Source organism: Variovorax sp. RKNM96 (assembly GCF_017161115.1).
Classification (GTDB): domain Bacteria; phylum Pseudomonadota; class Gammaproteobacteria; order Burkholderiales; family Burkholderiaceae_C; genus Variovorax.
Window position 1 is genome coordinate 5,278,800 of the sequence record NZ_CP046508.1, and the last position, 23,725, is coordinate 5,302,524.

The window sequence follows — 23,725 nt, forward strand, 5'->3', positions numbered from 1 at the left end:
GAATATCAGTCAGTCAGCCGCCGAGGCGCGGCGCGGGATCGAAGTGAACGAACTGCGGTGCGCCGAAGGATTCGCGCGATGCGGCCGACAGGGCCTGCTCGATGCCCTGCGCACCGAGGCGTTCGCAGAAGGCGGTGTCTTCGCTGCACTGGCGCAGCAGTGCGGCCAGTGGCGCGGGTGTATGCGCACCAAAGCCGGGATCACCGGCCGCGCCGCCGTGCAGCACTGCGCGCACGGTCCACGCGACTTGGGCAAGGTCACGCGCCGCGGCGGCCGCATGCGCTGAGCCTGAGGCTTGCCGCGCCTGCGACCAGCCGACGATCAGCACGCCATGGTCGCGCGGATGCACGAGCGCATGCGCGGGCGAAAGATCGCGGTGCGCCCAGCCGGCGCCGTGCACGAAGGCCAGCACCTCGAGCATGCGGCGCCAGATCCAGACGGCATGGCGCGCGTCGATGCCTTGCGGATTGGCCTGTTGCACGTCCTGCAGGCTGCCCCAGAAACCGGTCGGATGGCGCAGCACCAGAGCCTGGCGCTTGCCGTCGCCGAGACCTTCGGCGATGCCCGTGCCCAACGGCTGCGGCAGCCGGCGCGTGAAGTAGGCGGCGCCCGGAATGGACAGGCTTTGCAGTGCCTGCAGCACCGCGCCCTCGCGCAGCAGCACATCGTTGTCCGATGCCTCGCGTGCGAGTTTCAAGGTAACGCGTTCGGGCACCGCACCGAGCCGTTCGGCGAACAGCACTTCGCTGTGCTCACCGACGCCCAGCGGCGCCAGCACGCGGTAGCACGCGCCGCGCCATTGCACGATGCGCCCGCCTGCGATGTCTGCATTGGCACGTCGCAAGGCCGCGCGGAAGCTCTCGCGCTGCACTGTCTCTTCGCCGCGCGTGATGGTCGCGCCGCAGTAGCTGCAGTTGACGGTGCGCCAGCGTGCGGCGCGCGGTAGTGGCGCGGAGCATTGCGGGCAACTCAGTGCGAGCAACGACAGCATGGTCGTGCCCCGCTAGTCTTCGCTCGGCACCGCGGGATCGGGCGAGGCCAGCACGCGATCGATGCGGCGGCCTTCGAGCGCCACCACTTCGAAGCACCAGCCCGCGCAGTCGATGCGCTCGCCCACCGCGGGCAGACGGCCCGACACCGACATCAAAAGGCCGGCCACCGTGTTGTAGCGGCCGCGCTCTTCATCGGGCAGTTCGCGGATGCCGAGGCGCGCACGCAGCTCCGACACGGGCATGAGGCCATCGAGCTCCCACACGCCATCGGGCCGCTCGCGCGCCCAGGCGTCGGTCTGCATGCCGGGCTGCAGTTCGCCTGTGATGGCTTCGAGCAGGTCGCGCGGGGTCATGAGGCCCTGCACCACGCCGTATTCGTCGACCACGAACACCAGCCGGCCGGCGCGGGCGCGGAACTGCTCGAGCAGTTCCATGCCGGTGAGCGTCTCGGGCACGAACACGGCCGGCGTGGCTTCCTGGCCGAGCACGCCCTTGTGAGCGGAACCCAGGCGCAGCAGGTGCGCCACGCTGATCACGCCGACCACGTCGTCGAGCGAATTGCGGCAGACCGGATACCAGGAGTGCACGAGGTTGAGCGCCGCCGCATCGGCCACCTTCTGCAGCGCCTGCGTCACGGAGTTGGAGGCGTCGAGCCATTCGATGTCGGCGCGCGGGATCATCAGCGACGACAGGCGCCTGTCATCGAGGTGAAACACATTGCGCACCATCTGGTGCTCGTGCTGCTCGATCACGCCGGCGTCCACGCCCTCCTCGAGGCTCGCGGAAATCTCTTCTTCGGTCACCGAGCGCGCCGCATTGGCGTCGATGCGCAGCACCTTGAGCATGGTGGCCGTCGCGCCGGCCAGCAGCCACACGAAGGGCTTGGCGCCCTTGGCCAGACCGCGCATCGGGCGCGACACCCAGCGCGCCACCGGCTCGGGGTAGAGCTGGCCGATGCGCTTGGGCACCAGCTCGCCGAAGATGATCGTGAAGAAGGTGATGCAGGTCACCACCACCGCGGTGGAGACGATGCTGGCGGTGCCCGCGCCCATGCCCATGCTTTCCATCCACACCGCCAGCGGCGCGGCGAAGGCGGCCTCGCCGACGATGCCGCTCAGCATGCCGATCGAGGTGATGCCGATCTGCACCGTCGAGAGGAACTGGGTGGGCGACTCCATCAGTTTCAGCGCGGCGGCCGCGCCGGTGTCCCCCGTTTCGGCCAGGGCTGCGAGGCGTGCGCGCCGGCTGGTTGAAAGGGCCATTTCGGACATTGCGAACACCGCATTGAGGGTGGTCAGCAAGGCCAGCAGGAAGACATCCATGAACAGGGGGAGAGAATGAGGGAATGTCACTTTACTGTATCGGCGACGTGCAGGGCTGCGACCCTGCCCTCGGGCGGCTGCTCGGCGAGATCGATTTCTCCCCCAGCCGCGACACCCTCGTGCTGCTCGGCGACCTGGTCAACCGGGGGCCGGAATCGGCCGCGGTGCTGCGCCGCGTGCAGGGCTACGGCGCCTCGGCGCGCAGCGTGCTCGGCAACCACGACCTGCACCTGCTGGGCGTGGCGCACGGCGCGCGCAAGGCCGGCCGCAAGGACACGCTGGCCGACCTCCTGGCCGCGCCCGACAGCGAAGCAATGCTCGACTGGGTGCGAAACCAGCACATGGCGCTGCACATGCAGATCGGCCAGGGCGACAAAGCTAGCGACCTGCTGATGGTCCATGCCGGCGTGCTGCCGCAGTGGTCGGTCGGCGACACGCTCGCGCTGGCATCGGAGGTCGAGTCGGTGCTGCGCGGTCCGGCGCTCGGCGACTTCCTGCTCACCATGTACGGCGACGAGCCGGCACAGTGGAGCGACAAGCTCACCGGCAGCGCGCGCCTGCGCGTGATCGTCAATGCGCTCACGCGCCTTCGCTACTGCACGCCCGAGGGCGAGATGGACTTCGAGACCAAGGACGGCGCGATCCCCGGCCCCGAAGGCTTCCTGCCGTGGTTCGACGTGCCGGGCCGCAAGACCGCAGCAGCCACCGTCGCCTTCGGTCACTGGTCGACGCTCGGCTGGCTCTCGCGGCCCGACCTGCTCTCGACCGACACGGGCTGCGTCTGGGGCGGGTGCCTGAGCGCGGTGCGCATCGGCGCGACGCTGAGCGAGCGCGAGCTGATCCAGGTGAAGTGCGAGCAGGCGCAGAAGCCCGGCAAGCAGGCCTGACGAACGCCCGCTCCCTTCGGTTGTTCAGAACCCGTGCGTCATCAGCGCGTACACCGTCTGCACGCCGGTCACGTAGTTGCCCATGCGCAGGTTCTCGTTCGCGGCGTGCTGGTTGTTGTCGGCGTTCACCAGCGGAATGATCGCAAAGGGCACCTGCAGCACGCGCACGATTTCCGCCGTCGGCACGGTGCCTCCCATCATGCGGATGCGCACCGGCTCGGGCTTGGTGCCGAAGGTGTCGGTCAGGGCCTTGTAGGCCCACTGCCCGATCGGTGAGTTGATCGGCGAGCCCGCCGCGTCGGCGCCCTCGCTGCGATAGGTGAAGCTCGCGATCTTGTCGTAGCGGGCGCGCTCTTCGTCCGTCGGTGCGCCCTTCACGAGGTGGTAGCCCTGCTTGACGATGTGCGCCTCGATCAGCTTGCCGAGGTACGGCGCATCGGAATCGGGCGTGGTGCGCAGGTCCATCTCGGCCTCCGCCTTGTCGGGAACGATGTTCGCCACCTTGTCGCCCACGGCCGCCGAGGCCATGCCGCGCACGTTCAGCGAGGGGTACTGCATCGCCTCCTGGTAGTTGGCGCCGACCCTGTCGGTGCGCGCGATGCCCAGGCGCCGCTTGAGCGCGGCCTCGTCGTCGGGCACGGCGGCCATGATCTTGCGGTCGGCCTCGCCGATCTTCACGCGGTCGTAGTAGCCGGGAACGGTCACCCGCCCCGTGTCGTCCTTCATCGAGGCCAGCAGGTTGGCGAGGCGCTGGGCCGGGTTGGGGGCGTAGTTGCCGTAGTGCCCGCTGTGCAGCGGCACCTTGGCGCCGTACACGGTCAGCCGGGCGTCGGCCGCGCCGCGGTTGCCGAACACCAGCGTGGGCCGGTTGGTCGCATGCATGGGGCCGTCGTGGATCACGATGGCATCGCTGCGCAGCAACTCGCGGTGCGCCTGCATGACCTGGCTGATCGACGGGGAGCCTTTTTCTTCCTCGCTGTCCAGGATCACCTTGACGTTGACGGCCGGCTGCCCGCCGCCGGCCTTGAGCGCATCGATGGCCGCCAGCATCATCATGATCGGGCCCTTGTCGTCCGCCGAGGCCCGGCCGAACACGCGCCACTCGGGGTCGAGCGGACCGCTGAAGAGCGGGGCCGAATCGATCTCTTCCCAGTCGCCCTTGTCCGTCTTGCGCTTGAGCACGGGCGTCCACGGGCTCTTTTGCGCCCACTGCGCGGGAATCACCGGCTGGCCGTCCAGGTGCATGTAGAAGAGCACGGTCTTTCGCGCCGGGTCGCTGCCCGGGAACTCGGCGTAGAGCATCGGCTTGCCGTTGTTGGGCAGCTGCTGCGTCGTGAAGCCGCGCTTGCGGAAGGCCTGCTCCAGCCAGTCGACGTTCTTGCGGATGTCCTCCGGCACGGTGGCGTCGTTGGGCAAGGCCAGCAGCTCGAAGTATTCGCGGTAGGTGGCCTGCGCATGGCGCTCGGCGAGGGCCGGCGAGAGTTCGGCGGCCTGCGCGAGGCCGTGGCCCAGGAAGAGGAAGGCCGCGGGAACGAGCGCCATCAGGCGGCGGTGGGGGTGGGGGTGGGTTATTGAGGTGGAGATGGGCATGGATGGAAAGCGAAAGAAAGCGGGTGTCCGCCCAGCATAGAAAGCTGCCGGGCTTTCAACAATCGTTAGTTTCCTGAACCATCTAGCATTTCCCGCGCCTGCGGCGACGAATCTTTCTCTCAGTCCGCCCGCGGCAGCCGGAACTTGTCCAGCGCCATGCGCTGCCTGCCCTCTGCATCGAAGTTCTCCGGCGCGAGCCAGCGCTCGAACGCCGTGCGCAGCGCCGGCCACTCGCCGTCGATGATCGAGAACCATGCCGCGTCGCGGCTGCGGCCCTTGTAGATGCTGTACTGCCGGAACACGCCCTCGGCCTGGAAGCCCAGGCGGGCCGCCGCGCGCCTGGACGGCTCGTTGAAGCTGTCGCACTTCCATTCGTAGCGCCGGTAGCCCAGCACGTCGAAGGCCAGCTTCATCAGCAGGTACTGGGCTTCGGTGGACATCGGCGTGTGTTTCAGCAGCGGCGAGAAATTGACGTGGCCGACCTCGATCACGCCGTTTGCGGCATCGATGCGCATCAGCGACAGCGTGCCGACGGCCCGCCCGCTCTGCCTGTCGATGACGGCGAAGTGCAGCGGATCGGTGGTTTGCGCCAGGCGCTCGACGTGGGCGCGCATGGCATTCAGGTCGGCGGGCCGCTCGACGCCCAGGTAGGTCCAGTCGCGACCGTCGGGGGCCTGCGCGTAGGCGGCGTAGAGGTCGTCGGCATGCTTCGCGGCGTTCACTGGCTCGAGCGTGCAGTAGCGGCCGTCGACGGGCTCGCGCGGCGGCAGCGGGCGGGCGCTCCATTCGGGCATGAGGGGGCCGAGGGATTGACCGTATTCGTTGTGGCGGACTGGCATGACGGAAAGCTTTCGGAAAAAAGGCGACGGCATCGCCGGAGACCGATAAAGTACGCGCAACGTGGAACCCCAGGAAGTGCCACGACGATTGCTTTTCATGGTGCCACGCCTCTCCCCTTTCCCGTCATGACCGATGCACCAGGCCGCGTGGCCGCCTCCCTGCTCGAAGCCCCTCTCGTGAAAGACCGCGATGCGGGTTCGATGCAGCGCCAGCTGCACGACCGCCTCAAGCGCGCCATCCTCGACGGCAGCCTCGCCCCGGGCAGCCGGCTGCCCGGCTCGCGCGCACTGGCCGAGGCGCTCGCGATCTCGCGCAACACCGTCACCGCCGCCTACGAGCACCTGGCCGCCGAGGGCTACGTGCAGCCCGACCGCCAGGGCACGCGTGTGACCGAGCTGTCGTCGCCGGCAACAACGGCGACCGGGCGAGCCCGCGGCAAGGCCACGGGAGCGCCGGCCACCGCGCGCCGCCTCGCCAGCATCCAGCCACGCGCCGCCTTCACCACGCCGGACGCCACCTTTCGCCCCGGCGTGCCCGCGCTGTCGCACTTTCCCATGGCCGCCTGGCGTCGCGCGCTCGACCGCGCCATCCGCACCGCGAGCCCGGCCACGCTCGGCTACGGCGATCCGCTGGGCGAACCCCGGCTTCGCGCGGCGATCGCGCGGCACCTGGCCATTGCGCGCGGCGTGCGGTGCGAGCCCCGGCAGGTCGTCATCGCCGAGGGCGCGCAGGAAGCCATCTCGCTGTGTGTGCGGCTGCTCTCGAACCCCGGCGAAACCGGCTGGATCGAAGACCCGGGCTACCGCGGCGCGAAATCGGCCATGCGTGCGGGCGACATGCACATGGTGCCGATCCGCGTCGATGCGGAAGGCCTCGACGCAAGCGCGGAAGACTGGCGCAGGCACCCGCCCCGCCTGATCTACACCACGCCCTCGCACCAGTACCCGGCCGGCGCGGTGCTGAGCATCGCGCGCCGGCTCGCGCTGATCGCACACGCCCGCCGGCACGGCGCCTGGATCATCGAAGACGACTACGACAGCGAGTTCCGCCACACCGGCGAACCCATCGGCGCGATGCAGGGGCTGGTGCCCGACGCGCCCGTGCTCTACCTCGGCACCTTCAGCAAGACGATGTTCCCGTCGCTGCGGCTGGGTTTCCTCGTGCTGCCCGAAGCGCTGTTGACCAGCGTGCAGGCCCCGCTCGAGGAAATGCTGCGCGGCGGACACCGCCACGAGCAGCTGGCGATGGCCGACTTCATCGAGAGCGGCCAGTTCGGCCGGCACCTGGGCCGCATGCGGCGGCTGTATCGCGACCGGCAGCAGGCACTGCGGCTGGCGCTGACCCGGCATCTGAAAGTGCCGCACGAGATCGATGGCGGCTACTGCGGGCTGCACCTCACCGTGCGCCTGCCGCCCCGCTTCGACGACCGCCGGATCGCCGCCGAGGCGCTGCGCCACCACCTGGCGCCCGTGGCCCTGTCTAGCTTCGCGGTGCAGCCTCTGCCCTCGGACAACGGGCTCGTGCTGGGCTACGGCAACACGTCGGCAGAGCTTTTCGAGCCGCTGGTCAAGCGCCTGTCGCAACTGGCGCGCGCGGCAGAACGCAGCGACAGCGGCTTCTGAAGCCCTTGCAGCGCCGGGTTACTGCGGACGGCTGGCATCCCAGTTCAACAGCCCCTGCTCCATCGCCTTGCGGACCGCCTGGGTTCGCGAGTTCACATCGAGCTTGCGGTAGATGCTCTTGATCTGGGTGTCGATGGTGTTGGCCGACCGGCTGAGCGCGTCGGCGATCCGGCGGTTGGTCCACCCCTGCGACACCATCTGCAGCACCTGCAATTCGCGCGGCGACAGCGGCCCGCCCGATGTCGCCTGGCCGGCGGATGGCGCGGCGCCGGTGCGCGGCTTCGTCGCGATGACCGAAGGCGGCCGGGATTTCGCGGCGGCGGCGATCAGCGCCAGCATGTGGCGCGCGATGCGCGAGGCGCCGGGCGCGTCGCTGCGCTCCATGGAGAACATCAGGACGGCCAGCTCGTCCTCGTCCGCCTTGTTGAAGAGATGACCGACGGCACCGGTGGCTGCGGCGGGATCGGCTTTTCCTGTGGACATGGGGCTACTCGCTCAAGAAATCGGTTCGTTCGGCCATGCGGCCGTGCGAAGGCAAGCGTGGTGGCGCCGGTCCGGCCGACTTGACCGTCCGTCTCAGTTATTGAGAGAATTCTTTCAGTTGTGTACTTTTTTTCACGTTTTCGTCCACTTGTTGGCGTGGTGGCCTCGCGGATTTCTCCTCTCCAATGAACCTTCGCGCCCCCCAGGGGGCTCCCCAGGCCCCAGTGCCCCCTGCGCAAGGCGGCGTGGCGCGCAGCCATTTCAGCGTGCATGGCGAACCGGCGCACCAGCAACTGCTGGCCTGGCGGGAACGGGTGGGGCATGTGATCGACGTGCTGCCCTCGAAGTCCGACGTCGGGCAGCCGTTCCGGGCGGAGATCGACCGCTACAAGGTCGATGGCCTTCTGTTCACCGACTGCCGCTCCGACGCGATGCTGCTCGATCGCTCGCTGGCCCGCATCTCGACGGACAACGTGCGCGACTACGTGTTCCATGTGTTCGCCGAGGGCGGCGTCGATGACATCGCGCTGCGCGCCTCGTCCCCGCGGCACGGCGCCTCGTCCACCCAGGGCACCCCAGCCACCACGAAGATCCTCGCGCTGGACATGAACCAGCCGGTGCGCATGCGGCGCAGCAGTTGCCGGGTGTTCACCTTCTTCGTGCCGGGTTCGCTGGTGCAAGAGACCTTGCCGGACCCCGAGGCCATCCACGGCCGCACGATCCAGGACGCGACGCCGCTCACCCGGCTGGCGCTCGAACACGTGACGGCGCTGGGCGCCAACATCTCCGGCATGACCACCGCCGCAGCCGACAGCGCCGTGCGCAACGCCGCGCATCTGGTCATCGCCGCCTTCGGCAAGCAGGCCGGGTTGAGCGGCAATGCGCGTTCGGCGGCGCGGGCCGCGCTGTTCGGCCGGGTGCGGCGCCACATCCAGGCCAACCTGCACCGCGCCGAGCTGACGCCCGAGAGCGTGCTCACTGCGCTGCACCTGCCGCGCCCGACCATCTACCGCATGTTCCAGCACGAGGGGGGCCTCGGTGCCTACATCCGCCACCTGCGGCTGCGCCAGGCAGCCGACGAGCTCGCCCGCTACCCGCACATGATGGTGACGGACGTGGCCTATGCGGTCGGCTTCAAGAGCGCATCGGACTTCACCCGCGCGTTTCGCCGGGCCTACGGCATCGCGCCGCAGGAATTCCGCGCGCAGTCGCAGACGTACCGGGCCGACCGCCCAGCCCCTTGGCAGGTGTCGCCGACCTAACCGGCAACGCCGAAGCCGGTGTCGAACGTCGTCTTCACATCGAGCGGCTGCTTGATGAGCCCCACCTGCCGGTAGAAATCGGCCGTGCCCTGCTGGTCGGCGATGACCTTCGCATCGATGGCCACCCACTTCTGCTGGCGGCGCTCGAACTGCAGCTTCGCCGCCTCGGGCGGGATGCCGATGATGCGGGCCAGCGCGGCCGAGTAGGCATCGACATTGCGGTACGACCAGAGCTGCGCCTTCACCACGCGCTGCAGGAAGTCCTGCAGCACCGGCCGCTTGGCGGCGATGGCCGCATCGGTCGCCGCAAGGTAGCTCAGCCCCGGCAGCAGACCGCGCCCGCTCACCAGCACGCGCGCATGGTGGCTCACCTCGGCCAGCGCGGTGTAGGGCTCCCACGTGGCCCAGGCATCGACCGAGCCCTGCGTGAGCGCGAGCTTGGCATCGGCCGGCGCGAGGAAGCGGATGTTCACGTCTTCGGGCTTCAGGCCCGCTGCGGTGATGGCCTTGAGCGTCACGTAGTGGCCGATGGAGCCGCGGTTGGTGGCGATGCTCTTGCCCTTGAGGTCGGCCGCGGTCTTGAGCGTGGAATCGGGGCGCACCAGCACTGCCGTGCCGTAGGAGTCGGAGCGGTTCGCACCGATGGCCTTGACGCGCGTGCCGGCCGCCAGCGCGAAGATCAGCGGTGCATCGCCGATCGGGCCCGAATCGACCGCTGCCGCGTTCAGCGCTTCGGCCAGTGGCGCGGCCGCGGGGAATTCGGACCACTGGATGTCGTAACTCAGGCCTTCAAGTCCGTTGGCTGCTTCGAGCAGCGCGCGCAATCCGCCCTTCTGGTCGCCGGCCTTGAGCACCGGGCGGCCCTGTGCGCGGGCCGGCAACGAGAAGGCGGGCAAGGCGGCGGCCGTGGCGGCCGCGAGGCCTTGGGTGAGGAGCTTGCGGCGCGAGGGGTCGAGGTGTGAGGTCATGGGTTCTCCGTGTTCGGTCGAGGTCAAGAAAAAATCAGTGGATGAAGCCGCCCTTGACGAAGCGCACCGGCTCCGCGTCCATGCGGGCGATGAGTGCGCCGAGGCCATCGGCGGGCAGTGCGGTGTTCTTCGCCGAGGCGGCAGGCGCGCGTTCGCTGCGGCACAGCAGGTCGTCGTCGGACCAGCCCGCCTTGCCGGGCTCGCCGCGCGCACGCAGCCAGCCGTCGCGGTCGGCGATGAGTTGCGTGCCGGCGAGGCGGTCGGTGCCGGCGATGAGGGCCAGCGCTTCCCAGGCAGCGGGCGAGTCGGCCACACAGTCGGCGGCGGGCAGTGCTGTCTGCGAAGGCGAGACCAGCTGGACGGTCACGAGCCGCGGGTCTTCCGCCGGCGTGGCGTTGCCCGCCACGATTCGCACGCGCTGGCCGCGCCAGCTTGCAAGCAACCGCGGTGCCTGCGAGCCGCAACGCACCGCCATGTCGGGCAGGCCGATGGGCTGAGGCCAGTTGCCGAGCGCGCGCAGGCTCTGGCCCGCGCCCTGCGCCTTCATGTAGTCGATCAGCGCCCAGGCGTCGGCTTCGTTCAGCTGGCCGCCGAAGCCGGGCATCGTGGGCTTGCCGCCCTGCTGCACATCGGGCGTGCCGTGCAGGATGCGCCAGAGCAGGTCGCCATCCGCACGTCGCCACAGCAAAGGGCCACTCAGATTGGGAGGCCACACCGCCAGCGAAGCGGCGAGCGGCCCTTCGCCCTTGCCGTCCGCGCCGTGACACGCCACGCAGTTCTGCGCGTAGAGCACGCGGCCCTTGGCGATGGAGGCGGCCGTGAAGCCGGTCGGCGACGACTGGAAGCTTGTCGGCGTCGCGGGCACCAGCACCACATGCGCCTCGGGCCACGGCGCTGCGATCAGCAGCATCGGCACCAGTGCGAGCGCGTAGAAACGCCGGCGCCGCCAGAGCAGTGCGACGAGCAATGCAAGGACTGCCAGGGCCACGCACACCAGCGTCCACGCGAGATTGCGCGCCTGCCCCAGGTCGATCAGCAGGTTCTCTCCCGACAGCCGCCGCGCCCACGGCCACGCCGGCTGGCCATGCACCTGCGCTGCAAGCCCGAGCGCATCGAGCACCCGCAGCAGTTGCAGTTGCGCGCCCTGGAGCAGGCCGATCAGCAGGTTGAGCCAATCGGCCTCGGGCGTGCTGTTCATCTCACCAGGTGGCGTCGAGCCCCAGGTGTCGCAGGGCTTCGTGACGGAGTTCTGCCAGCCGCGCATGCCCGCGATGACGTGGATACGGAAGATCGACCACGATCTCCGCCGCGATGCGCGCCGGCCGGTCGCTCAGCACGATCACGCGGTTGGCGAGGAACAGCGCCTCTTCCACGTCGTGCGTCACCAGCAGCGCCGAGAAGCCCGCGCGCTGCCACAGGTTGACCAGCTCGCTCTGCATCGCGATGCGCGTGAGCGAGTCGAGCTTGCCGAGCGGTTCGTCGAGCACCAGCAGTTGCGGGTCGTTGACCAGCGCGCGCGCTAGTGCCACGCGCTGCGCCATGCCGCCCGAGAGCTGGTGCGGAAAAGCCTTGGCGAAATCGGTGAGGCCCACGAGCTTGAGCGCCTCGTCGACCCGCCCGCGCTGCGCCTTGAGCACGCCGCGCGCCTGCAGGCCGAGCGCCACGTTGTCCCAGACGCTGCGCCACGGGTAGAGCGTCGGGTCCTGGAAGACGACGATGCGCGACGGGTCGGGCCGGGTGATCGGCACGCCGTCCTGCGTGATGCGGCCGGCGGTGGCGGGCTCCAGGCCCGCGACCAGCCGCAGCAGCGTCGACTTGCCGCAGCCGCTCGGGCCGAGCAGCGCGACGAATTCACCGGGCTTCACCGTGAGGTCGATGTCGTCGAGCACCTGCAATGGCCCCGCCGGCACATCGAACCAGTGGCTCACGCCGCGGATGTCGATGTGCGCGCCGGCCTGGCGCACGCCTGTTTCAGCAATCGCTACCACTTCACGGTCCCCTTCTGCCACGACAGCACGCGGTCGCGCACCTTGAAGAGCAGCGTGATGAGGCCCGAGCACAGCACGGCCATGACGATCAGCGCGGCGTACATGTTCGAGTACGAAGCCCAGCCTTGCGCCCACGACAGGTAGAAGCCCAGGCCGGCCTTCACGCCCATCATCTCGGCGGTCACGAGCACGGAGAACGCAGCGCCCAGCCCCATGAAGAGGCCGACGAACACCTGCGGCAGCGCGGCGGGAATCGCCACGCGCAACACCAGGAAGCGCTCGCTCGCACCCATGGTGCGCGCCACGTCGTAGTAGTTGCGGTTGACACCGGCCACGCCCGACCAGGTGAGCACCGCCACCGGAAAGCCCGTGGCGAGTGCGATCAGGAACACCGCCGCCGCATAGCTCGACGGAAAGAAGAAGAACGCGAGCGGCAGCAGCGCCGAGGCCGGCACCGGCCCCACGAAACGCAGCACCGGATGCACCCAGTAGCCCGCGATGCGCGACCAGCCGATGGTCACGCCTGTGAGAAAGCCCGCGAGCGCACCGAGCACGAAACCGTGCGCGAGCAGGCGCGCCGAATGCAGCAGGCTTTCGCCAAGGCGCCGCCAGTCATCGATGTAGGTTTCGACCAGGCTCTGCGGCGGCGCGAAGAACGGCGTGGGGAGCAGCGCGAGCTTGGCGGTCGCGATCTCCCAGATGGCGAACAGCACCGGCAGCGCGACGAGCCACGGACCCGCAGGCCGCAGCACGCGCGCCACGCGACCAGCGCGAGACCCGAGCAACGCGACGACCAGCAGCAGCGCCCCCACGGCGATGGCGGCGATGCCGAACTCGTCCGTGTACGCCCAGTCGCTGAAGCCCACCGCCTTGTTCGGCCAGTAGATCGTGAGCAGGCCCAGGGCCAGCCATGCCGCCGTCGCGAGCACGCCGGTCAGCCAGAAGCCTTCGGTGGTACGCACGGGGAAAGAAGCCGGCGCAGCCTTCTCGATGCCGGCACGTCGCCAGTTCCCCGGCGCGGTCGGCGCCTCCAGCACCCGATCGATGACGGCGCTCATGCCAGCGGATCGAAAGACACGTGCTCCGCGAAGCGCACCGGATCGGTCGTCTTCTTGAGCACGCCGACGCCGCGGAAATCGCGTGCGTAGAACTCCACCTCGTCGCGCAGGTTCTTGCCCAGCGGATGGTGGTTGTGCGTGAGCGTGCCGAGCAATGCGCGCAGGTCCTCGATCGGCACCTTGGGCGAGTACTTGGCGAAGAGCTTGGCCGATTCGTTCGGGTTCTCTGCCACGTAGTCCGACGCCTGCGCGATGGAGCGCACCAGCGCCGCGACGGTCGGCTTGTCCTTGCGCACCAGCTCGCCGCGCGCGCCGACGATGCAGCAGACCTTGTCCTTGTATTCGCCCGAGAGGTTGCTCGCCACCTCGACGAATGCGCCCTTGTTGCGCTTCTCGATAAGGTAGACGTTCGGGTCGCCATCGGCAATGGCGTGGATCTCGCCCTTCTGCACCGCGATGTCGAGCAGGTCGGCCGGGTACTGGCGCCAGGTCACGTCGCGGTCGGCGTCGATGCCGTTCTTCGCGAGCAGGATCGAGAAGAAATTCTTCCCGGGGCTCGCGATGTCCGACACGCCGATGATCTTGCCCTTCAGGCTCGCGAGGTTGGTCACGCCCGCGGCCTTGGCGCCCACGAGGCGCACGCAGCCGCCGTGCGAGCTGCCGACGATCTTCACGTCGAAGCCCGACTCCAGCGGCTTGAGCCAGCGGTGGATCATGCCCACGGCCGCATCGGCCTTCGCGGTGGCGAGCGATTCGAGCAACTGGTCAGTGGAGCCGGTGTAGTTGATCAGCTCGACCTGCAGCCCGTTGCGCTCGAAGTACCCGCGCTCCTGCGCCACCACCACCGGCGAGAGGCAGAACGCGGCGGCGTTCCATGCGAAGGTGAGCTTGCGCGCCTGCTGCGAGAACGCCTGCGAGGCGATCAGGCCGCCCGAGGCGACCACGGCGGCAGCGGCGCCCGTGCGCAAGACACTGCGGCGTGAAAGAGATGCGGTCATCGACGACTCCGGTGGTTTTTCTTCATTCAGTCCAGCAGCTCGGGTTCCGCTTCCACGAGACCTTCATAGAGGCTGTAGAAGGAATGGATGGCCCCCTCCGGGCCGCCGATCTGGCTGTGGGTGTGGCGCGCGGTGTCCTCGTCGATGGGCTGCGGCTTGCCGGCGGCCTCGGCGAGGAGTTGGGTGTGGCAGGCGTTGTCCAGCGCGATGTACCACCACGCGGCGGCCTCCACCGTCGGGCCCGCGGTCAGGATGCCGTGGTTCTTGAGGATCGCGCCCTTCTTGTCGCCCAGCGCCTGTGCGATGCGGTCGCCCTCGCTGGTGTCGACCACCATGCCGGTGAAGTCGTCGAACAGCGCCACGTCGTCGTGGAACACGCAGCTGTCCTGCGTGATCGTGTCGAGCTTGCGGCCGAGCGTCGACCAGGCCTTGCCGTAGGTCGAGTGCGTGTGGGCGGCGGCCACGATCTTCGGGTTGTGCTCGTGGATCGCGGCGTGAATGGCGAAGGCGGCCTTGTTGAGCGGCTTGTCGCCGATCACCGTCTCGCCCTTCGAATTGACGAGCAGCAGGTCGGACACCTTGATGCGCGAGAAATGAATGCCCAGCGGGTTCACCCAGAAGTGGTCGCTGAGCTCGGGATCGCGCGCGGTGATGTGGCCGGCCAGGCCCTGCGCGAAGCCGAAGCGCGCGAACAGGCGGAAGGCGCCCGCCAGGCGCTCCTGCCGGTGGCGGCGCTCGGCCTGCACGCTGGTGCGCGGCGGGACCGGGTCGAACCAGTACTTCTGCTGCGGGTTCGGGTTGAGCTTGAGCGGCTGGGCCGCGCTGCGGTCGATGGAGAGAACGGCACTCATGGGGATTCCTCGTATTCGGTTTTGCTCCTTCCCCCTTTTGGGGGAAGGTTGGGATGGGGGCAAGCGGCACTCGAAAGGCCGCGGCGTCGTGAAGGCCGCTTGCCCCCACCCCTGCCCTCCCCCAGAGGGGGAGGGAGAAAGTCAGGTCAGGCCGCCTTGCGTACGGAAGCCGCGCGCTGCGCGACGAGTTCGCGCGTGCGCGGAATCAGCTCGCGGCCGTAGTCGGTCGCGTCTTCCAGCGGATCGAAGCCGCGGATCAGGAACGTGGTCACGCCCAGGTCGTAGTAGTCGAGCAGCGCATCGGCCACCTGCTCGGGCGTGCCGACCAGCGCGGTGCTGTTGGAGCGGCCGCCGATTTCCTGCGCGACGGCCGTCCAAAGGCGCTTGTCCACGCGCGGGCCCTTGTCGGCCGCGGCCAGCAGGCGCTTGGCGCCCTCGCTCTGCTGCGGGCCGCCGCGGTTGTAGCCCTGCACCACGCGCAGGCGCTTGGTCTCGGCCAGGATGTTCTCGGCGCGCGCCCAGGCGGCCTCTTCGGTCTCCGCGAGGATCGGGCGGAACGACACCGAGAAGCGCACGCTGCGCCCGTGCTTCGCGGCTTCGGCGCGCACGCGCGTGGTCAGCTCGCGCGCCTGGTCGAGCGATTCGCCCCACAGCGCATACACGTCGGCGTACTTGCCGGCGACCGGGATCGCGGCTTCCGACGCACCGCCGAAATACACCGGCACGTGCGGCTTGCCGTTGCGCGTCTGCAGCGGCTTCACTTCGGAGAAAGCGTTCTGGTAGCGGTAGTGCGCGCCTTCGTGGTCGAAGGGCTTGTCGGCGGACCACACCTTGTGCAGCACCTCCAGGTATTCGTCGGTGCGGGCATAGCGCTGGTCGTGATCGAGCCAGTCGCCGTCGCGGCGCTGCTCTTCGTCGGAGCCGCCCGAGATGTAGTGCACGCCGAGCCGCCCGCCGCTGAACTGGTCGAGCGAGGCGAACTGCCGCGCCGCGAGCGTGGGCGCTACGAAGCCCGGGCGGTGCGCGAGCATGAAGTGGATGCGCTCGGTGACCGAGGCGGCGTAGGCCACGGTGAGCGTGGCGTCGGGGCCGGTCGAATGGTGCGGCACCAGCACGCGGTCGAAGCCGGCGTTCTCATGCGCCTGCGCGAAGGCGCGCACGTAGTCGCGGTCGATGGCCGGGCCCTTGGCGGCGTGGATCTCCGAGACCTTCTGGCCCTGGATCATGCCGATGAATTCAACGTCGTTCTGGGTGTTCTGGGTCACGGGAGTCCTTTATTTGTTGTCGAGGTGTTGGGGTATTTCAGACGGCGGGCAGGCGCAGCACGCTCTCGAACCTGCGGTCCCACAGGGGCTTCACATCGGCGGGGCCGTCGAGCACGCCGATCTTCAAAAAGGTGTCGGCCACGTCTTGGTGGCTGCGCACCACCGCGTCGCTGACGGGGCCGAGGCTGTAGTCGCCACTGCGGCCGTTGAAGAGCTCGACCAGGTCGCCGACCGGCACCCGCGTCTCGGCCGACTGCGCGCGCGCATAGGCCAGGAAGTTGCCGTTGATCCACGCGAACGAACGCTGCAGGCGCTGCAGCAGGTCGCTCAGTGCCGCGCGGCGCAGCGTGTCGTCGAGCGCGCGCGGGTTGGCATAGATCGGGAAGTTGCCCGAGAGATAGCCCACGCCGGTCTTGATGACCCGCGCGCCGTACTGGGTGCGCGCGATCTGGCCGTTGTAGCCGTAGATGGCCCAGGCATCGAGGTCGCCGCGCGCGAAGGCCGAGAGGCCGTCTGCCGGCGTGAGGCTCACGGCCTGGATGTCGCTGAACGAAAGCCCCGCCTCGGCCAGCTGCTTGGCCAGGTAGTAGTGCGAGGTGGTGGCGCGCACGTAGCCCACGCGCTTGCCCTTGAAGTCGGCGATGCTGCGGATCGGTGCGTCCTTGCGCGCGAGCGTGGCCTGGTTGTTGAGGTCTTCATGCGTCACGGCCACGAGCCGCACGCTGGATTTCTGGCGCGCCGCGAACACCGGCGGAATCTCGCTGCCCGAACCGAGGTCGAGCGCGTCGCCGTTGATGGCCTCGATGTGCAGCACGCCGTTGTTGAGTTCGCGCCAATCGATCTTGTAGGGCGTGTTGGCCTGGCCCGAGGCCTGCAGCAGCGGACGCCACAGGCCCTTGTAGGTGCCGACGCGCAAGGTCACGCCCGAGAGATCGCGCGACGGCGTGGCGGCCTGGGCCGCATGCGCGCCCAGGCCGGCGGCGGCTGCGCCCCAGGCGGCGGCGGCCTGCAGCAGGCTGCGGCGATCGAGGGGGAAATCGGATTTCATGCGTTGCGATCTTTCGTCTTCCATGCCCACGGGAGCCATGGGAGAGAAGCGAGACCGTACCGAGGCGCCCTCCAAAAGCGAACGCAGAAAAACGAGTTTGCATATGCGGGATGCGTCGTTTTCGGGCCGCCGGCGGCCCGGTACCGTGCGGGAACCATGAGTGCACTCCCCCTGCGCCGCCCGTCGGCCACGCCTGAAGAAGCAACCCCCTCCTCCACCGTCGATGCCGCGCTGCTAGCCCGGCTGTCGGCCCGGTTCGCAGCGACTGCGGCCGATTACGACCGCAGCGGCGCCTTCCCGCAAGAAAACTTCGAGGCCCTGCAGGCGAACGGCTTGATCGGCCTCGTCGCGCCCGCAGTGCACGGCGGCGGCAGCGCCACGCTGGCGACGGCCCGACACGTGATCGCGGCCGTGGCGCGCGGCGAGCCGGCCACCGCGCTGATCCTCACGATGACCTACCTGCAGCACCATGCGCTCACGCGCGGCGACAACCGCTGGCCGCCGCAACTGCGCGAACGCGTGGCGCGCGATGCGGTGGAGCGCGGCGCGCTCATCAACGCGCTGCGCGTGGAGCCTGCACTCGGCTCGCCTTCGCGCGGCGGCCTGCCCTCGACCGTCGCACGGCGCGACGGCAATGGCTGGACCCTCGACGGCCACAAGCTCTACACGACCGGCATCGAGGGCCTGACCTGGCTCGCCGTATGGGCACGCACCGATGAGCCGACGCCGCGTACCGGCGTGTTCCTGGTGCCGCGCAACGCGCCCGGCGTGCGGGTGATCGCCAGCTGGGACCACCTGGGCCTGCGCGCCTCGGGCAGCCATGAAGTGATCTTCGAGAACGTCGCCATCGACCTCGACCACGCGGTCGACCTGCGCACACCGGCCGACTGGGCGCCCGACGCCGGCAGCCAGACCGACATCGACGCGCATGCCACCCAGCAGGCCTGGATGGTCGTGCTGCTCGGCAGCCTCTACGACGCGGTGGCGCAGGCCGCGCGCGACTGGCTGGTGGGCTTCTTGAACCAGCGCGCGCCCGGCAGCCTGGGCGCGCCGCTCGCGAGCCTGCCGCGCGTGCAGGAGCATGTCGGCGAGATCGAGGCGCTGCTTCGCACCAACCGCGTGCTGCTCGACGACGCCGCATCGGCCGTCGACAACGGCCACGCGCAGCCGGCCACCGACAGCGGTCTCCTCAAGTACACGGTGACGAACAACGCGATCCGCGCGGTCGAACTCGCGCTGCAGTTGAGCGGCAACCACGGCCTCACGCGGCAGAACCCGCTGGAGCGCCACTACCGTGACGTGCTGTGCAGCCGCATCCACACGCCGCAGAACGATGCGATCCTGGTCGGCGCGGGCAAGCGCGCGCTGCTGCCGGCGGGAGCCGCCGCATGACGGACCTGCTGTTCTCCAAAGCCTCGCGCCGCAGTTGGCTGAAGCAAGGCGCCGCGCTCTCGCTGGCCGCGACTGGCTCGCTGCGTGCGTGGGCGCAACCGCAGACCACGCTGATCCTCGGCGACCAGGCCGGCGGCCTGCGTTCACTGTTCGAGGCGTCGAAGGCGCTCGAAGGGGCGCCGTTTGCGTACCGCTGGGCCAACTTCCAGGGCGCCGCGCCGCTGTTCGAGGCGCAGCGCAGCGCCGCGGTCGACACCGCGATGGCCGGCGACCTGCCGGTGCTCGCCGCGGCCGTCGGCAAGACGCCGCTCAAGATCGTCGCCACGCGCGTCGGCAAGGCCGATTCGCTGGGCATCGTGGTGCAGCCCGATTCGCCCTTGCGCAGCGTGAGCGACCTGCGCGGCAAGACGGTGATCGTCTCGTCGGCGCGCGGCAGCATCTCGCAGTACCAGCTTTATGGCGCGCTCGAAGAAGCCGGCGTGCCGCGCACCGAGGTGACGGTGAAGTTCGTGCTGCCGACCGATGCGGCCGCCGCCTTCGCCTCGAAGCAGATCGACGCGTGGGCCGTCTTCGATCCGTACTACACGATCGCGGTGCAGCAAGGCGGGCGCATCCTGCGTGACGGGCGCGGCATCAACACCGCCCTGGGCTTCATCACCGCGAGCGAGCATTCGCTGGCCGATCCGGCCCGGCGCGCGGCCATCGTGCAGTTTCTCGACCGGCTGGGCCGCGCGGGCGACTGGGCGCTGGCCAACCCTGAGGCCTATGCGCTGGCGTACAGCCAGCTCACGCGGCTGCCGATCGAGTCGGCGCGCATCATCACCGCGCGCGCATCGGTGGCGGGTCGGCCGGTGAGCGAGGCGGACATCGTCGCGCTGCAGGCCGTGTCCGACCGCTCGGCGCGCGACGGCATCCTGCCGGTGCGCGTGGACGTGCGCGCCATCACCGACACCCAGCTCTGGAAGCGCCCCGCGTGATCGCGCCGCTGCGCGACTTCGTCGGCGCCTTCGGCCGGCTGCTCGACAGCGCGCCCGACGAGCCCCGCATCCTCCGCGAAGGCGGCGCGCTGCTGCGCACGCTCGTCGCACGCGACGACTGGCTGCCCGACGCGTTCGCACGGCCCGACCCGGCGCGCTATCAGCAGTTCCTGCTGCACGCCGACAGCACCGAGCGCTTCTCGGTCGTGAGCTTCGTCTGGGGGCCGGGGCAGGCCACGCCGATCCATGACCACACGGTGTGGGGCCTGATCGGCATGCTGCGCGGCGCGGAATACAGCCAGGGCTACGTATTCGATGGCAATGGCCGCGCACAGCCGCAGGGCGACGCGGTGCGGCTCGATGCCGGCAACGTGGAAGCCGTGTCGCCCACCGTCGGCGACCTACACCGCGTGCACAACGCGCATGCGGACCGCGTGTCGATCAGCATCCACGTCTACGGCGCCAACATCGGCGCGGTACGGCGGCATACTTACCCGGCCGAGGGCGGGCGCAAGCCGTTTGTCTCGGGCTACTCCAACACGCTGCTTCCCAACCTCTGGGACCGCTCCGAAGAACTCAGATCGACATTCGCATGACGACCGCTGCTTTCCTCCTCCTGCCTTTTTCCGCCGTGCGCGAGCGACTCGTTGCGCGCGAAGAGACGGCGCTGCTCGACGTGCGCGAGGAAGACCCGTTCGCGCAGGAGCACCCGCTGTGGGCCGCGAACCTGCCGCTCTCGAAGATCGAGATCGAGGCCTGGCGGCGCATTCCGCGGCGGGACACGTTCATCGTGCTGTACGGCGCGCACGACGGCGTCGATCTCGCACCGCTCGCGGCGCGCACCTTCGCCGCGCTCGGCTACACGAACGTGCACCTGCTCGAAGGCGGCCTCGAAGGCTGGCGCGCGGCAGGCGGCGAGCTGTTCCGCGACGTGAACGTGCCGAGCAAATCGTTCGGCGAACTGGTCGAGCATGAGCGGCACACGCCCTCGCTCTCGGCACCCGAAGTGAAGGCGCTGGTCGAAGGCAAGGCCAACGTGGTGGTGCTCGATGCGCGGCGCTTCGACGAATACCAGACCATGAGCATTCCCTCGGCCACCAGCGTGCCCGGTGCGGAGCTGGTGCTGCGCGTGCGCGAGCTCGCACCCGATCCGTCGACGCAGGTGATCGTCAATTGCGCGGGCCGCACGCGCAGCATCATCGGCACGCAGTCGCTGGTGAATGCGGGCATTCCGAACCCGGTGGCTGCCCTGCGCAATGGCACGATCGGATGGAAGCTCGCGGGGCAGGTGCTGGACCATGGGGCAGATCGGCAAGCGCCGGCTGCGGTGTCCGATGCGCATCGCGCGCAAGCGCAGGCCGACGCGCGCCGCGTGGCCGACAAGGCCGGCGTGCGGCGCATTGCGCTCGATACCTTGCAGACGCTGGAGGCGCCGCACCGCACCGTCTACCGCTTCGACGTGCGCACACCCGAGGAATATGCAGCGGGCCACCTGCCCGGGTTTGCGAACGCGCCCGGCGGACAACTGGTGCAGGAAACCGATCACCAGGTGCCGGTGCGCGGCGCACGGATCGTGTTGGCGGACGACGACGGCGTGCGCGCATCGATGAGCGCGTCATGGCTCGCGCAGATGGGGTGGGAGGTCTATGTGCCCGACACGGCGCCTTCAGCTTCTGCATTCACGGAAACGGTCGCGCCATCGCCCGCCTATCCGCCGGTTGCGGCGACCGTCGGAGAGATCGCGCCCAAGGCACTCGCCGAATTGCTCAAGCAGCCTGGCACCGCCGTGCTCGACGTGACCACGAGCGCCAACTATGTGAAACGCCACATCCCCGGCGCCTGGTACGTGATTCGCGCGCAGCTCGCGAGTGCGATCGATGCGGTCATTCCCGCATCGCAACGCTACGTGCTGACCTGCGGCAGCAGCCTGCTCGCACGCTACGCCGCTGCCGACCTGCGCGCGCTGCTCGATGCGCGTGGACAGCGCGATGCGGAAGTGCTGGTGCTCACCGGCGGCAACACGGCGTGGTTCGCAGCGGGCCTCGAAGCGGAGACCGGCGAGACGCGCCTCGCAACAGCGCGCACCGATCGCTATCGCCGCCCCTACGAAGGCACCGATGCGCCCGCGGAAGCCATGCAGGCCTACCTCGATTGGGAGTACGGGCTGGTCGCGCAACTGGGGCACGACGGCACGCATCATTTCAAGGTGATCTGAGAAAGCGTTTTGAAAGGATGACAACACGCCCGTGACACTGTTTCGCGGGCGTAAAGGCCGTCATCCACGGGTTCTGCGGGGCGTTGGTTGTGCACATCCACAACAACTCGTCCCAAGGAGCTTCGCCATGAGATTTCCCGTTGTTCTCGCGCTGTCGGCTGCTGCGCTCGCAGCCGCACTCACCGGGTGCGTGGTCGCACCCGCCCAACCCGTCTATTCGGCACCCCCAGGCGTGGCCTATGTGGCCCCGACGTACGTGTCGCCTGGCGTTGGTTTCGTATGGGCATACCACCCGCGCTACGGGTGGGGTTGGCACCATCCTCAGTACGGATGGCACCGCGGCTGGCGGTGATCGCGAATGAACCGTGGCGGCTGGCGCCGCGGTTCACTGACCGGATCAGCTCGGCTCGGCCGACTTGAACAGCGCCGCGACCTTGCGCTTGCTCTTGATGTTGCTCGAGATGCCCCGCGCAGGCGTTGCCTTCGCTGCGGCTTCCCATGCCGGCGTGGCATCGGCCTCGCCCGGTTCGTAGGGCTTGTCGAAGAACGGATCGCGCGGTGCCGAAGGCGCACGGTGCGGGCGTCCGCCACCGCGGCGCGCGTCGGCGCCGATGCTGCTGGTGCTGCGTTCGCGCGGCTGGTCGAGCACGTCGCGTGCATCGCCGGCTTCACCTTCTTCGCGCCAATGGCGGCGTCCGTCGTTGATGCGGCCGCACGGGCGGTCTTCCTCGAACTCGACGGGTTCGAGCTCGATCTTCTTCTTGATCAGCTTCTCGATGTCGGCCACCAGGCGCGCATCGTTGCCGCCGCTGGCAAAGCTCACGGCCAGGCCCGAGGCGCCGGCACGGCCGGTGCGGCCGATGCGGTGCACGTAGTCTTCGGCGTTGAACGGAATGTCGAAGTTGAAGACGGCGGGCACGTCCTTGATGTCGAGGCCGCGGGCCGCGACGTCGGTGCATACCAGCAGGTCGACTTCGCCGGCCTTGAACGAGGCGAGCGCCTTCAGGCGTTCGTCCTGGCTCTTGTCGCCATGCAGTGCGGTGGTACGCAGACCGTCGCGCTCCAGCGAGCGTGCGAGGCGCGCGCAGCCGAGCTTGCTGTTGACGAACACGAAGGCCTGCGTGATGCCGCGCTGCTTGACGATCTGCTTGAGCGCGCGGCGCTTGTCGTCGTCGGAGACGCTGTAGAAATGCTGCTCGACGGTGGAGGCCGTTTCGTTCGGCCGCGCCACTTCGATGGTGACCGGGTTCTGCAGGTAGCTGCCGGCCAGCCGCTTGATTTCGGGCGAGAAGGTGGCAGAAAAAAGCAGCGTGGTGCGCTGCTTGGGCAGGTAGCTCAGGATGCGCTGCAGATCGGGCAGGAAACCGATGTCGAGCATGCGGTCGGCTTCGTCGAGCACCACGTACTCGACCTGGTTGAGCACCGCGTTCTTGGCTTCGATGTGATCGAGCAGACGGCCGGGCGTGGCCACCAGCACCTCGACGCCCTTCTTCAGTTCCAGCGTCTGCGGCTTCATGTCGATGCCGCCGAACACCACCGTGCTGCGCAGGTTGGTGTACTTGGCGTACAGCTTGACCTGTTGCGCGACCTGGTCGGCCAGCTCGCGCGTGGGCAGCAGCACGAGCGCGCGCACCGGATGCCGCGCGGGCGAGGTGGAGGCGTTTTCGTGCTTGAGCATGCGCTGCAGCAAGGGGAGCGAGAACGCCGCCGTCTTGCCGGTGCCGGTCTGCGCGGCGCCCATCACATCCTGGCCCGAAAGCACGACCGGAATGGCCTGCTCCTGGATCGGTGTCATGGTCTCGTAGCCCATTTCGGCTACGGCGCGGGCCAGCGGTTCTGCCAGCGATAGATTGGAGAAGGAGCTTGTCATTGAGCCCGCTATTGTCGCATTGCCGCAAAAAACGGCAGTGACGGCGCCGTGACAACGTCCGCGCCGCCTGTGTTGCTATTTATTCAATAGCATTCAG

Annotated in this window: 22 protein-coding genes; 8 read left to right on the forward strand and 14 right to left on the reverse strand. The window is 69.0% G+C overall.

Translation table 11 applies throughout. The features are described 5' to 3' along the window. Positions 1-13: 13 nt before the first annotated feature. On the reverse strand, positions 14-991 hold the full coding sequence (locus tag GNX71_RS24450) for a protein kinase family protein (RefSeq protein WP_206174816.1): 978 nt from the start codon (positions 989-991) through the stop codon (positions 14-16). A 12-nt stretch (positions 992-1,003) separates the two neighbouring features. Further along, positions 1,004-2,314, reverse strand: a complete 1,311-nt coding sequence (locus tag GNX71_RS24455) for a hemolysin family protein (RefSeq protein ID WP_206174817.1) — start codon at positions 2,312-2,314, stop codon at positions 1,004-1,006. Between the two features lie 23 nt (positions 2,315-2,337). Between GNX71_RS24455 and GNX71_RS24460 the strand changes: the two genes are divergently transcribed. After that, positions 2,338-3,201 (forward strand): symmetrical bis(5'-nucleosyl)-tetraphosphatase, encoded by an 864-nt coding sequence (locus tag GNX71_RS24460; protein WP_206174818.1) that lies wholly within the window; start codon positions 2,338-2,340, stop codon positions 3,199-3,201. A 24-nt stretch (positions 3,202-3,225) separates the two neighbouring features. On the opposite strand, the gene GNX71_RS24465 is transcribed toward GNX71_RS24460, so the two are convergent. Beyond that, entirely contained in the window at positions 3,226-4,743 is a 1,518-nt protein-coding gene (locus GNX71_RS24465; protein WP_241027044.1) for a M20/M25/M40 family metallo-hydrolase, read from the reverse strand. Positions 4,744-4,910: 167 nt separating this feature from the next. Continuing rightward, positions 4,911-5,630, reverse strand: a complete 720-nt coding sequence (locus GNX71_RS24470) for a GNAT family protein (protein ID WP_206174820.1) — start codon at positions 5,628-5,630, stop codon at positions 4,911-4,913. Between the two features lie 126 nt (positions 5,631-5,756). Between GNX71_RS24470 and GNX71_RS24475 the strand changes: the two genes are divergently transcribed. Continuing rightward, complete coding sequence (locus GNX71_RS24475; RefSeq protein ID WP_206174821.1) at positions 5,757-7,253, forward strand: PLP-dependent aminotransferase family protein; 1,497 nt, start codon at positions 5,757-5,759, stop codon at positions 7,251-7,253. 18 nt (positions 7,254-7,271) lie between these two features. Here GNX71_RS24475 and GNX71_RS24480 read toward each other — a convergent pair whose 3' ends face one another. Beyond that, complete coding sequence (locus GNX71_RS24480) at positions 7,272-7,736, reverse strand: response regulator transcription factor (RefSeq protein ID WP_206174822.1); 465 nt, start codon at positions 7,734-7,736, stop codon at positions 7,272-7,274. Positions 7,737-7,960: 224 nt separating this feature from the next. On the opposite strand from GNX71_RS24480, the gene GNX71_RS24485 reads away from it, so the two are divergent. Next, positions 7,961-8,998: a helix-turn-helix transcriptional regulator gene (locus GNX71_RS24485; RefSeq protein WP_346776855.1), complete on the forward strand. Its 1,038-nt coding sequence runs from the start codon at positions 7,961-7,963 to the stop codon at positions 8,996-8,998. Here GNX71_RS24485 and GNX71_RS24490 read toward each other — a convergent pair. The 8 genes from GNX71_RS24490 to GNX71_RS24525 form a co-directional block, all read right to left on the reverse strand. Further along, positions 8,995-9,966 (reverse strand): ABC transporter substrate-binding protein, encoded by a 972-nt coding sequence (locus tag GNX71_RS24490; RefSeq protein ID WP_206174824.1) that lies wholly within the window; start codon positions 9,964-9,966, stop codon positions 8,995-8,997. The two genes, GNX71_RS24485 and GNX71_RS24490, sit on opposite strands and share 4 nt — an antisense overlap. Before the next feature lie 34 nt (positions 9,967-10,000). Then, positions 10,001-11,164, reverse strand: a complete 1,164-nt coding sequence (locus GNX71_RS24495; RefSeq protein ID WP_206179656.1) for a cytochrome c — start codon at positions 11,162-11,164, stop codon at positions 10,001-10,003. A 1-nt stretch (position 11,165) separates the two neighbouring features. Continuing rightward, positions 11,166-11,954 (reverse strand): ABC transporter ATP-binding protein, encoded by a 789-nt coding sequence (locus GNX71_RS24500; RefSeq protein ID WP_206174825.1) that lies wholly within the window; start codon positions 11,952-11,954, stop codon positions 11,166-11,168. Next, the gene (locus GNX71_RS24505) at positions 11,948-13,012 is read right to left on the reverse strand and encodes an ABC transporter permease subunit (protein ID WP_206174826.1); all 1,065 of its coding nucleotides are present in this window, start codon (positions 13,010-13,012) and stop codon (positions 11,948-11,950) included. Before GNX71_RS24505 ends, GNX71_RS24500 begins: the two co-directional genes overlap by 7 nt. Next, positions 13,009-14,010: an ABC transporter substrate-binding protein gene (locus GNX71_RS24510; RefSeq protein ID WP_206174827.1), complete on the reverse strand. Its 1,002-nt coding sequence runs from the start codon at positions 14,008-14,010 to the stop codon at positions 13,009-13,011. Before GNX71_RS24510 ends, GNX71_RS24505 begins: the two co-directional genes overlap by 4 nt. A gap of 26 nt (positions 14,011-14,036) precedes the next feature. Beyond that, a complete protein-coding gene (locus GNX71_RS24515) occupies positions 14,037-14,861 on the reverse strand; it encodes a class II aldolase/adducin family protein (protein WP_206174828.1) in 825 nt (274 codons plus the stop codon). Between the two features lie 146 nt (positions 14,862-15,007). Further along, positions 15,008-16,087, reverse strand: a complete 1,080-nt coding sequence (locus GNX71_RS24520) for an LLM class flavin-dependent oxidoreductase (RefSeq protein WP_206179658.1) — start codon at positions 16,085-16,087, stop codon at positions 15,008-15,010. Positions 16,088-16,163: 76 nt separating this feature from the next. Further along, complete coding sequence (locus GNX71_RS24525) at positions 16,164-17,174, reverse strand: ABC transporter substrate-binding protein (RefSeq protein WP_206174829.1); 1,011 nt, start codon at positions 17,172-17,174, stop codon at positions 16,164-16,166. A 156-nt stretch (positions 17,175-17,330) separates the two neighbouring features. Here GNX71_RS24525 and GNX71_RS24530 point away from each other — a divergent pair, with 156 nt between their 5' ends. The 5 genes from GNX71_RS24530 to GNX71_RS24550 all read left to right on the forward strand — a co-directional run bounded on the left by GNX71_RS24530 (position 17,331) and on the right by GNX71_RS24550 (position 22,110). After that, a complete protein-coding gene (locus GNX71_RS24530) occupies positions 17,331-18,566 on the forward strand; it encodes an acyl-CoA dehydrogenase family protein (RefSeq protein WP_206174830.1) in 1,236 nt (411 codons plus the stop codon). After that, a complete protein-coding gene (locus GNX71_RS24535; protein WP_206174831.1) occupies positions 18,563-19,543 on the forward strand; it encodes an ABC transporter substrate-binding protein in 981 nt (326 codons plus the stop codon). The genes GNX71_RS24530 and GNX71_RS24535 overlap by 4 nt, the downstream gene beginning before the upstream one ends. Next, entirely contained in the window at positions 19,540-20,139 is a 600-nt protein-coding gene (locus tag GNX71_RS24540) for a cysteine dioxygenase (RefSeq protein WP_206174832.1), read from the forward strand. The genes GNX71_RS24535 and GNX71_RS24540 overlap by 4 nt, the downstream gene beginning before the upstream one ends. After that, positions 20,136-21,758, forward strand: a complete 1,623-nt coding sequence (locus GNX71_RS24545) for a rhodanese-related sulfurtransferase (RefSeq protein ID WP_206174833.1) — start codon at positions 20,136-20,138, stop codon at positions 21,756-21,758. The genes GNX71_RS24540 and GNX71_RS24545 overlap by 4 nt, the downstream gene beginning before the upstream one ends. A 127-nt stretch (positions 21,759-21,885) precedes the next feature. Further along, on the forward strand, positions 21,886-22,110 hold the full coding sequence (locus GNX71_RS24550) for a hypothetical protein (RefSeq protein ID WP_206174834.1): 225 nt from the start codon (positions 21,886-21,888) through the stop codon (positions 22,108-22,110). 45 nt (positions 22,111-22,155) lie between these two features. Here the strand turns inward: GNX71_RS24550 and GNX71_RS24555 are convergent, their stop codons facing one another. Next, positions 22,156-23,628 carry a DEAD/DEAH box helicase gene (locus tag GNX71_RS24555; RefSeq protein WP_206174835.1) on the reverse strand — a complete coding sequence of 491 codons (1,473 nt, stop codon included), beginning with the start codon at positions 23,626-23,628 and terminating at the stop codon, positions 22,156-22,158. Positions 23,629-23,725 lie beyond the last annotated feature (97 nt).

Excerpts from the sequence above, each read along its gene's own strand:
- GNX71_RS24450 (WP_206174816.1), bottom strand. The coding sequence starts at position 991 with ATGCTGTCGTTGCTCGCACTGAGTTGCCCGCAATGCTCCGCGCCACTA.
- GNX71_RS24455 (WP_206174817.1), bottom strand. The coding sequence starts at position 2,314 with ATGGATGTCTTCCTGCTGGCCTTGCTGACCACCCTCAATGCGGTGTTC.
- GNX71_RS24460 (WP_206174818.1), top strand. The coding sequence starts at position 2,338 with ATGTCACTTTACTGTATCGGCGACGTGCAGGGCTGCGACCCTGCCCTC.
- GNX71_RS24465 (WP_241027044.1), bottom strand. The coding sequence starts at position 4,743 with ATGGCGCTCGTTCCCGCGGCCTTCCTCTTCCTGGGCCACGGCCTCGCG.
- GNX71_RS24470 (WP_206174820.1), bottom strand. The coding sequence starts at position 5,630 with ATGCCAGTCCGCCACAACGAATACGGTCAATCCCTCGGCCCCCTCATG.
- GNX71_RS24475 (WP_206174821.1), top strand. The coding sequence starts at position 5,757 with ATGACCGATGCACCAGGCCGCGTGGCCGCCTCCCTGCTCGAAGCCCCT.
- GNX71_RS24480 (WP_206174822.1), bottom strand. The coding sequence starts at position 7,736 with ATGTCCACAGGAAAAGCCGATCCCGCCGCAGCCACCGGTGCCGTCGGT.
- GNX71_RS24490 (WP_206174824.1), bottom strand. The coding sequence starts at position 9,966 with ATGACCTCACACCTCGACCCCTCGCGCCGCAAGCTCCTCACCCAAGGC.
- GNX71_RS24495 (WP_206179656.1), bottom strand. The coding sequence starts at position 11,164 with ATGAACAGCACGCCCGAGGCCGATTGGCTCAACCTGCTGATCGGCCTG.
- GNX71_RS24505 (WP_206174826.1), bottom strand. The coding sequence starts at position 13,012 with ATGAGCGCCGTCATCGATCGGGTGCTGGAGGCGCCGACCGCGCCGGGG.
- GNX71_RS24510 (WP_206174827.1), bottom strand. The coding sequence starts at position 14,010 with ATGACCGCATCTCTTTCACGCCGCAGTGTCTTGCGCACGGGCGCCGCT.
- GNX71_RS24515 (WP_206174828.1), bottom strand. The coding sequence starts at position 14,861 with ATGAGTGCCGTTCTCTCCATCGACCGCAGCGCGGCCCAGCCGCTCAAG.
- GNX71_RS24520 (WP_206179658.1), bottom strand. The coding sequence starts at position 16,087 with ATGATCCAGGGCCAGAAGGTCTCGGAGATCCACGCCGCCAAGGGCCCG.
- GNX71_RS24525 (WP_206174829.1), bottom strand. The coding sequence starts at position 17,174 with ATGAAATCCGATTTCCCCCTCGATCGCCGCAGCCTGCTGCAGGCCGCC.
- GNX71_RS24530 (WP_206174830.1), top strand. The coding sequence starts at position 17,331 with ATGAGTGCACTCCCCCTGCGCCGCCCGTCGGCCACGCCTGAAGAAGCA.
- GNX71_RS24535 (WP_206174831.1), top strand. The coding sequence starts at position 18,563 with ATGACGGACCTGCTGTTCTCCAAAGCCTCGCGCCGCAGTTGGCTGAAG.
- GNX71_RS24545 (WP_206174833.1), top strand. The coding sequence starts at position 20,136 with ATGACGACCGCTGCTTTCCTCCTCCTGCCTTTTTCCGCCGTGCGCGAG.
- GNX71_RS24550 (WP_206174834.1), top strand. The coding sequence starts at position 21,886 with ATGAGATTTCCCGTTGTTCTCGCGCTGTCGGCTGCTGCGCTCGCAGCC.
- GNX71_RS24555 (WP_206174835.1), bottom strand. The coding sequence starts at position 23,628 with ATGACAAGCTCCTTCTCCAATCTATCGCTGGCAGAACCGCTGGCCCGC.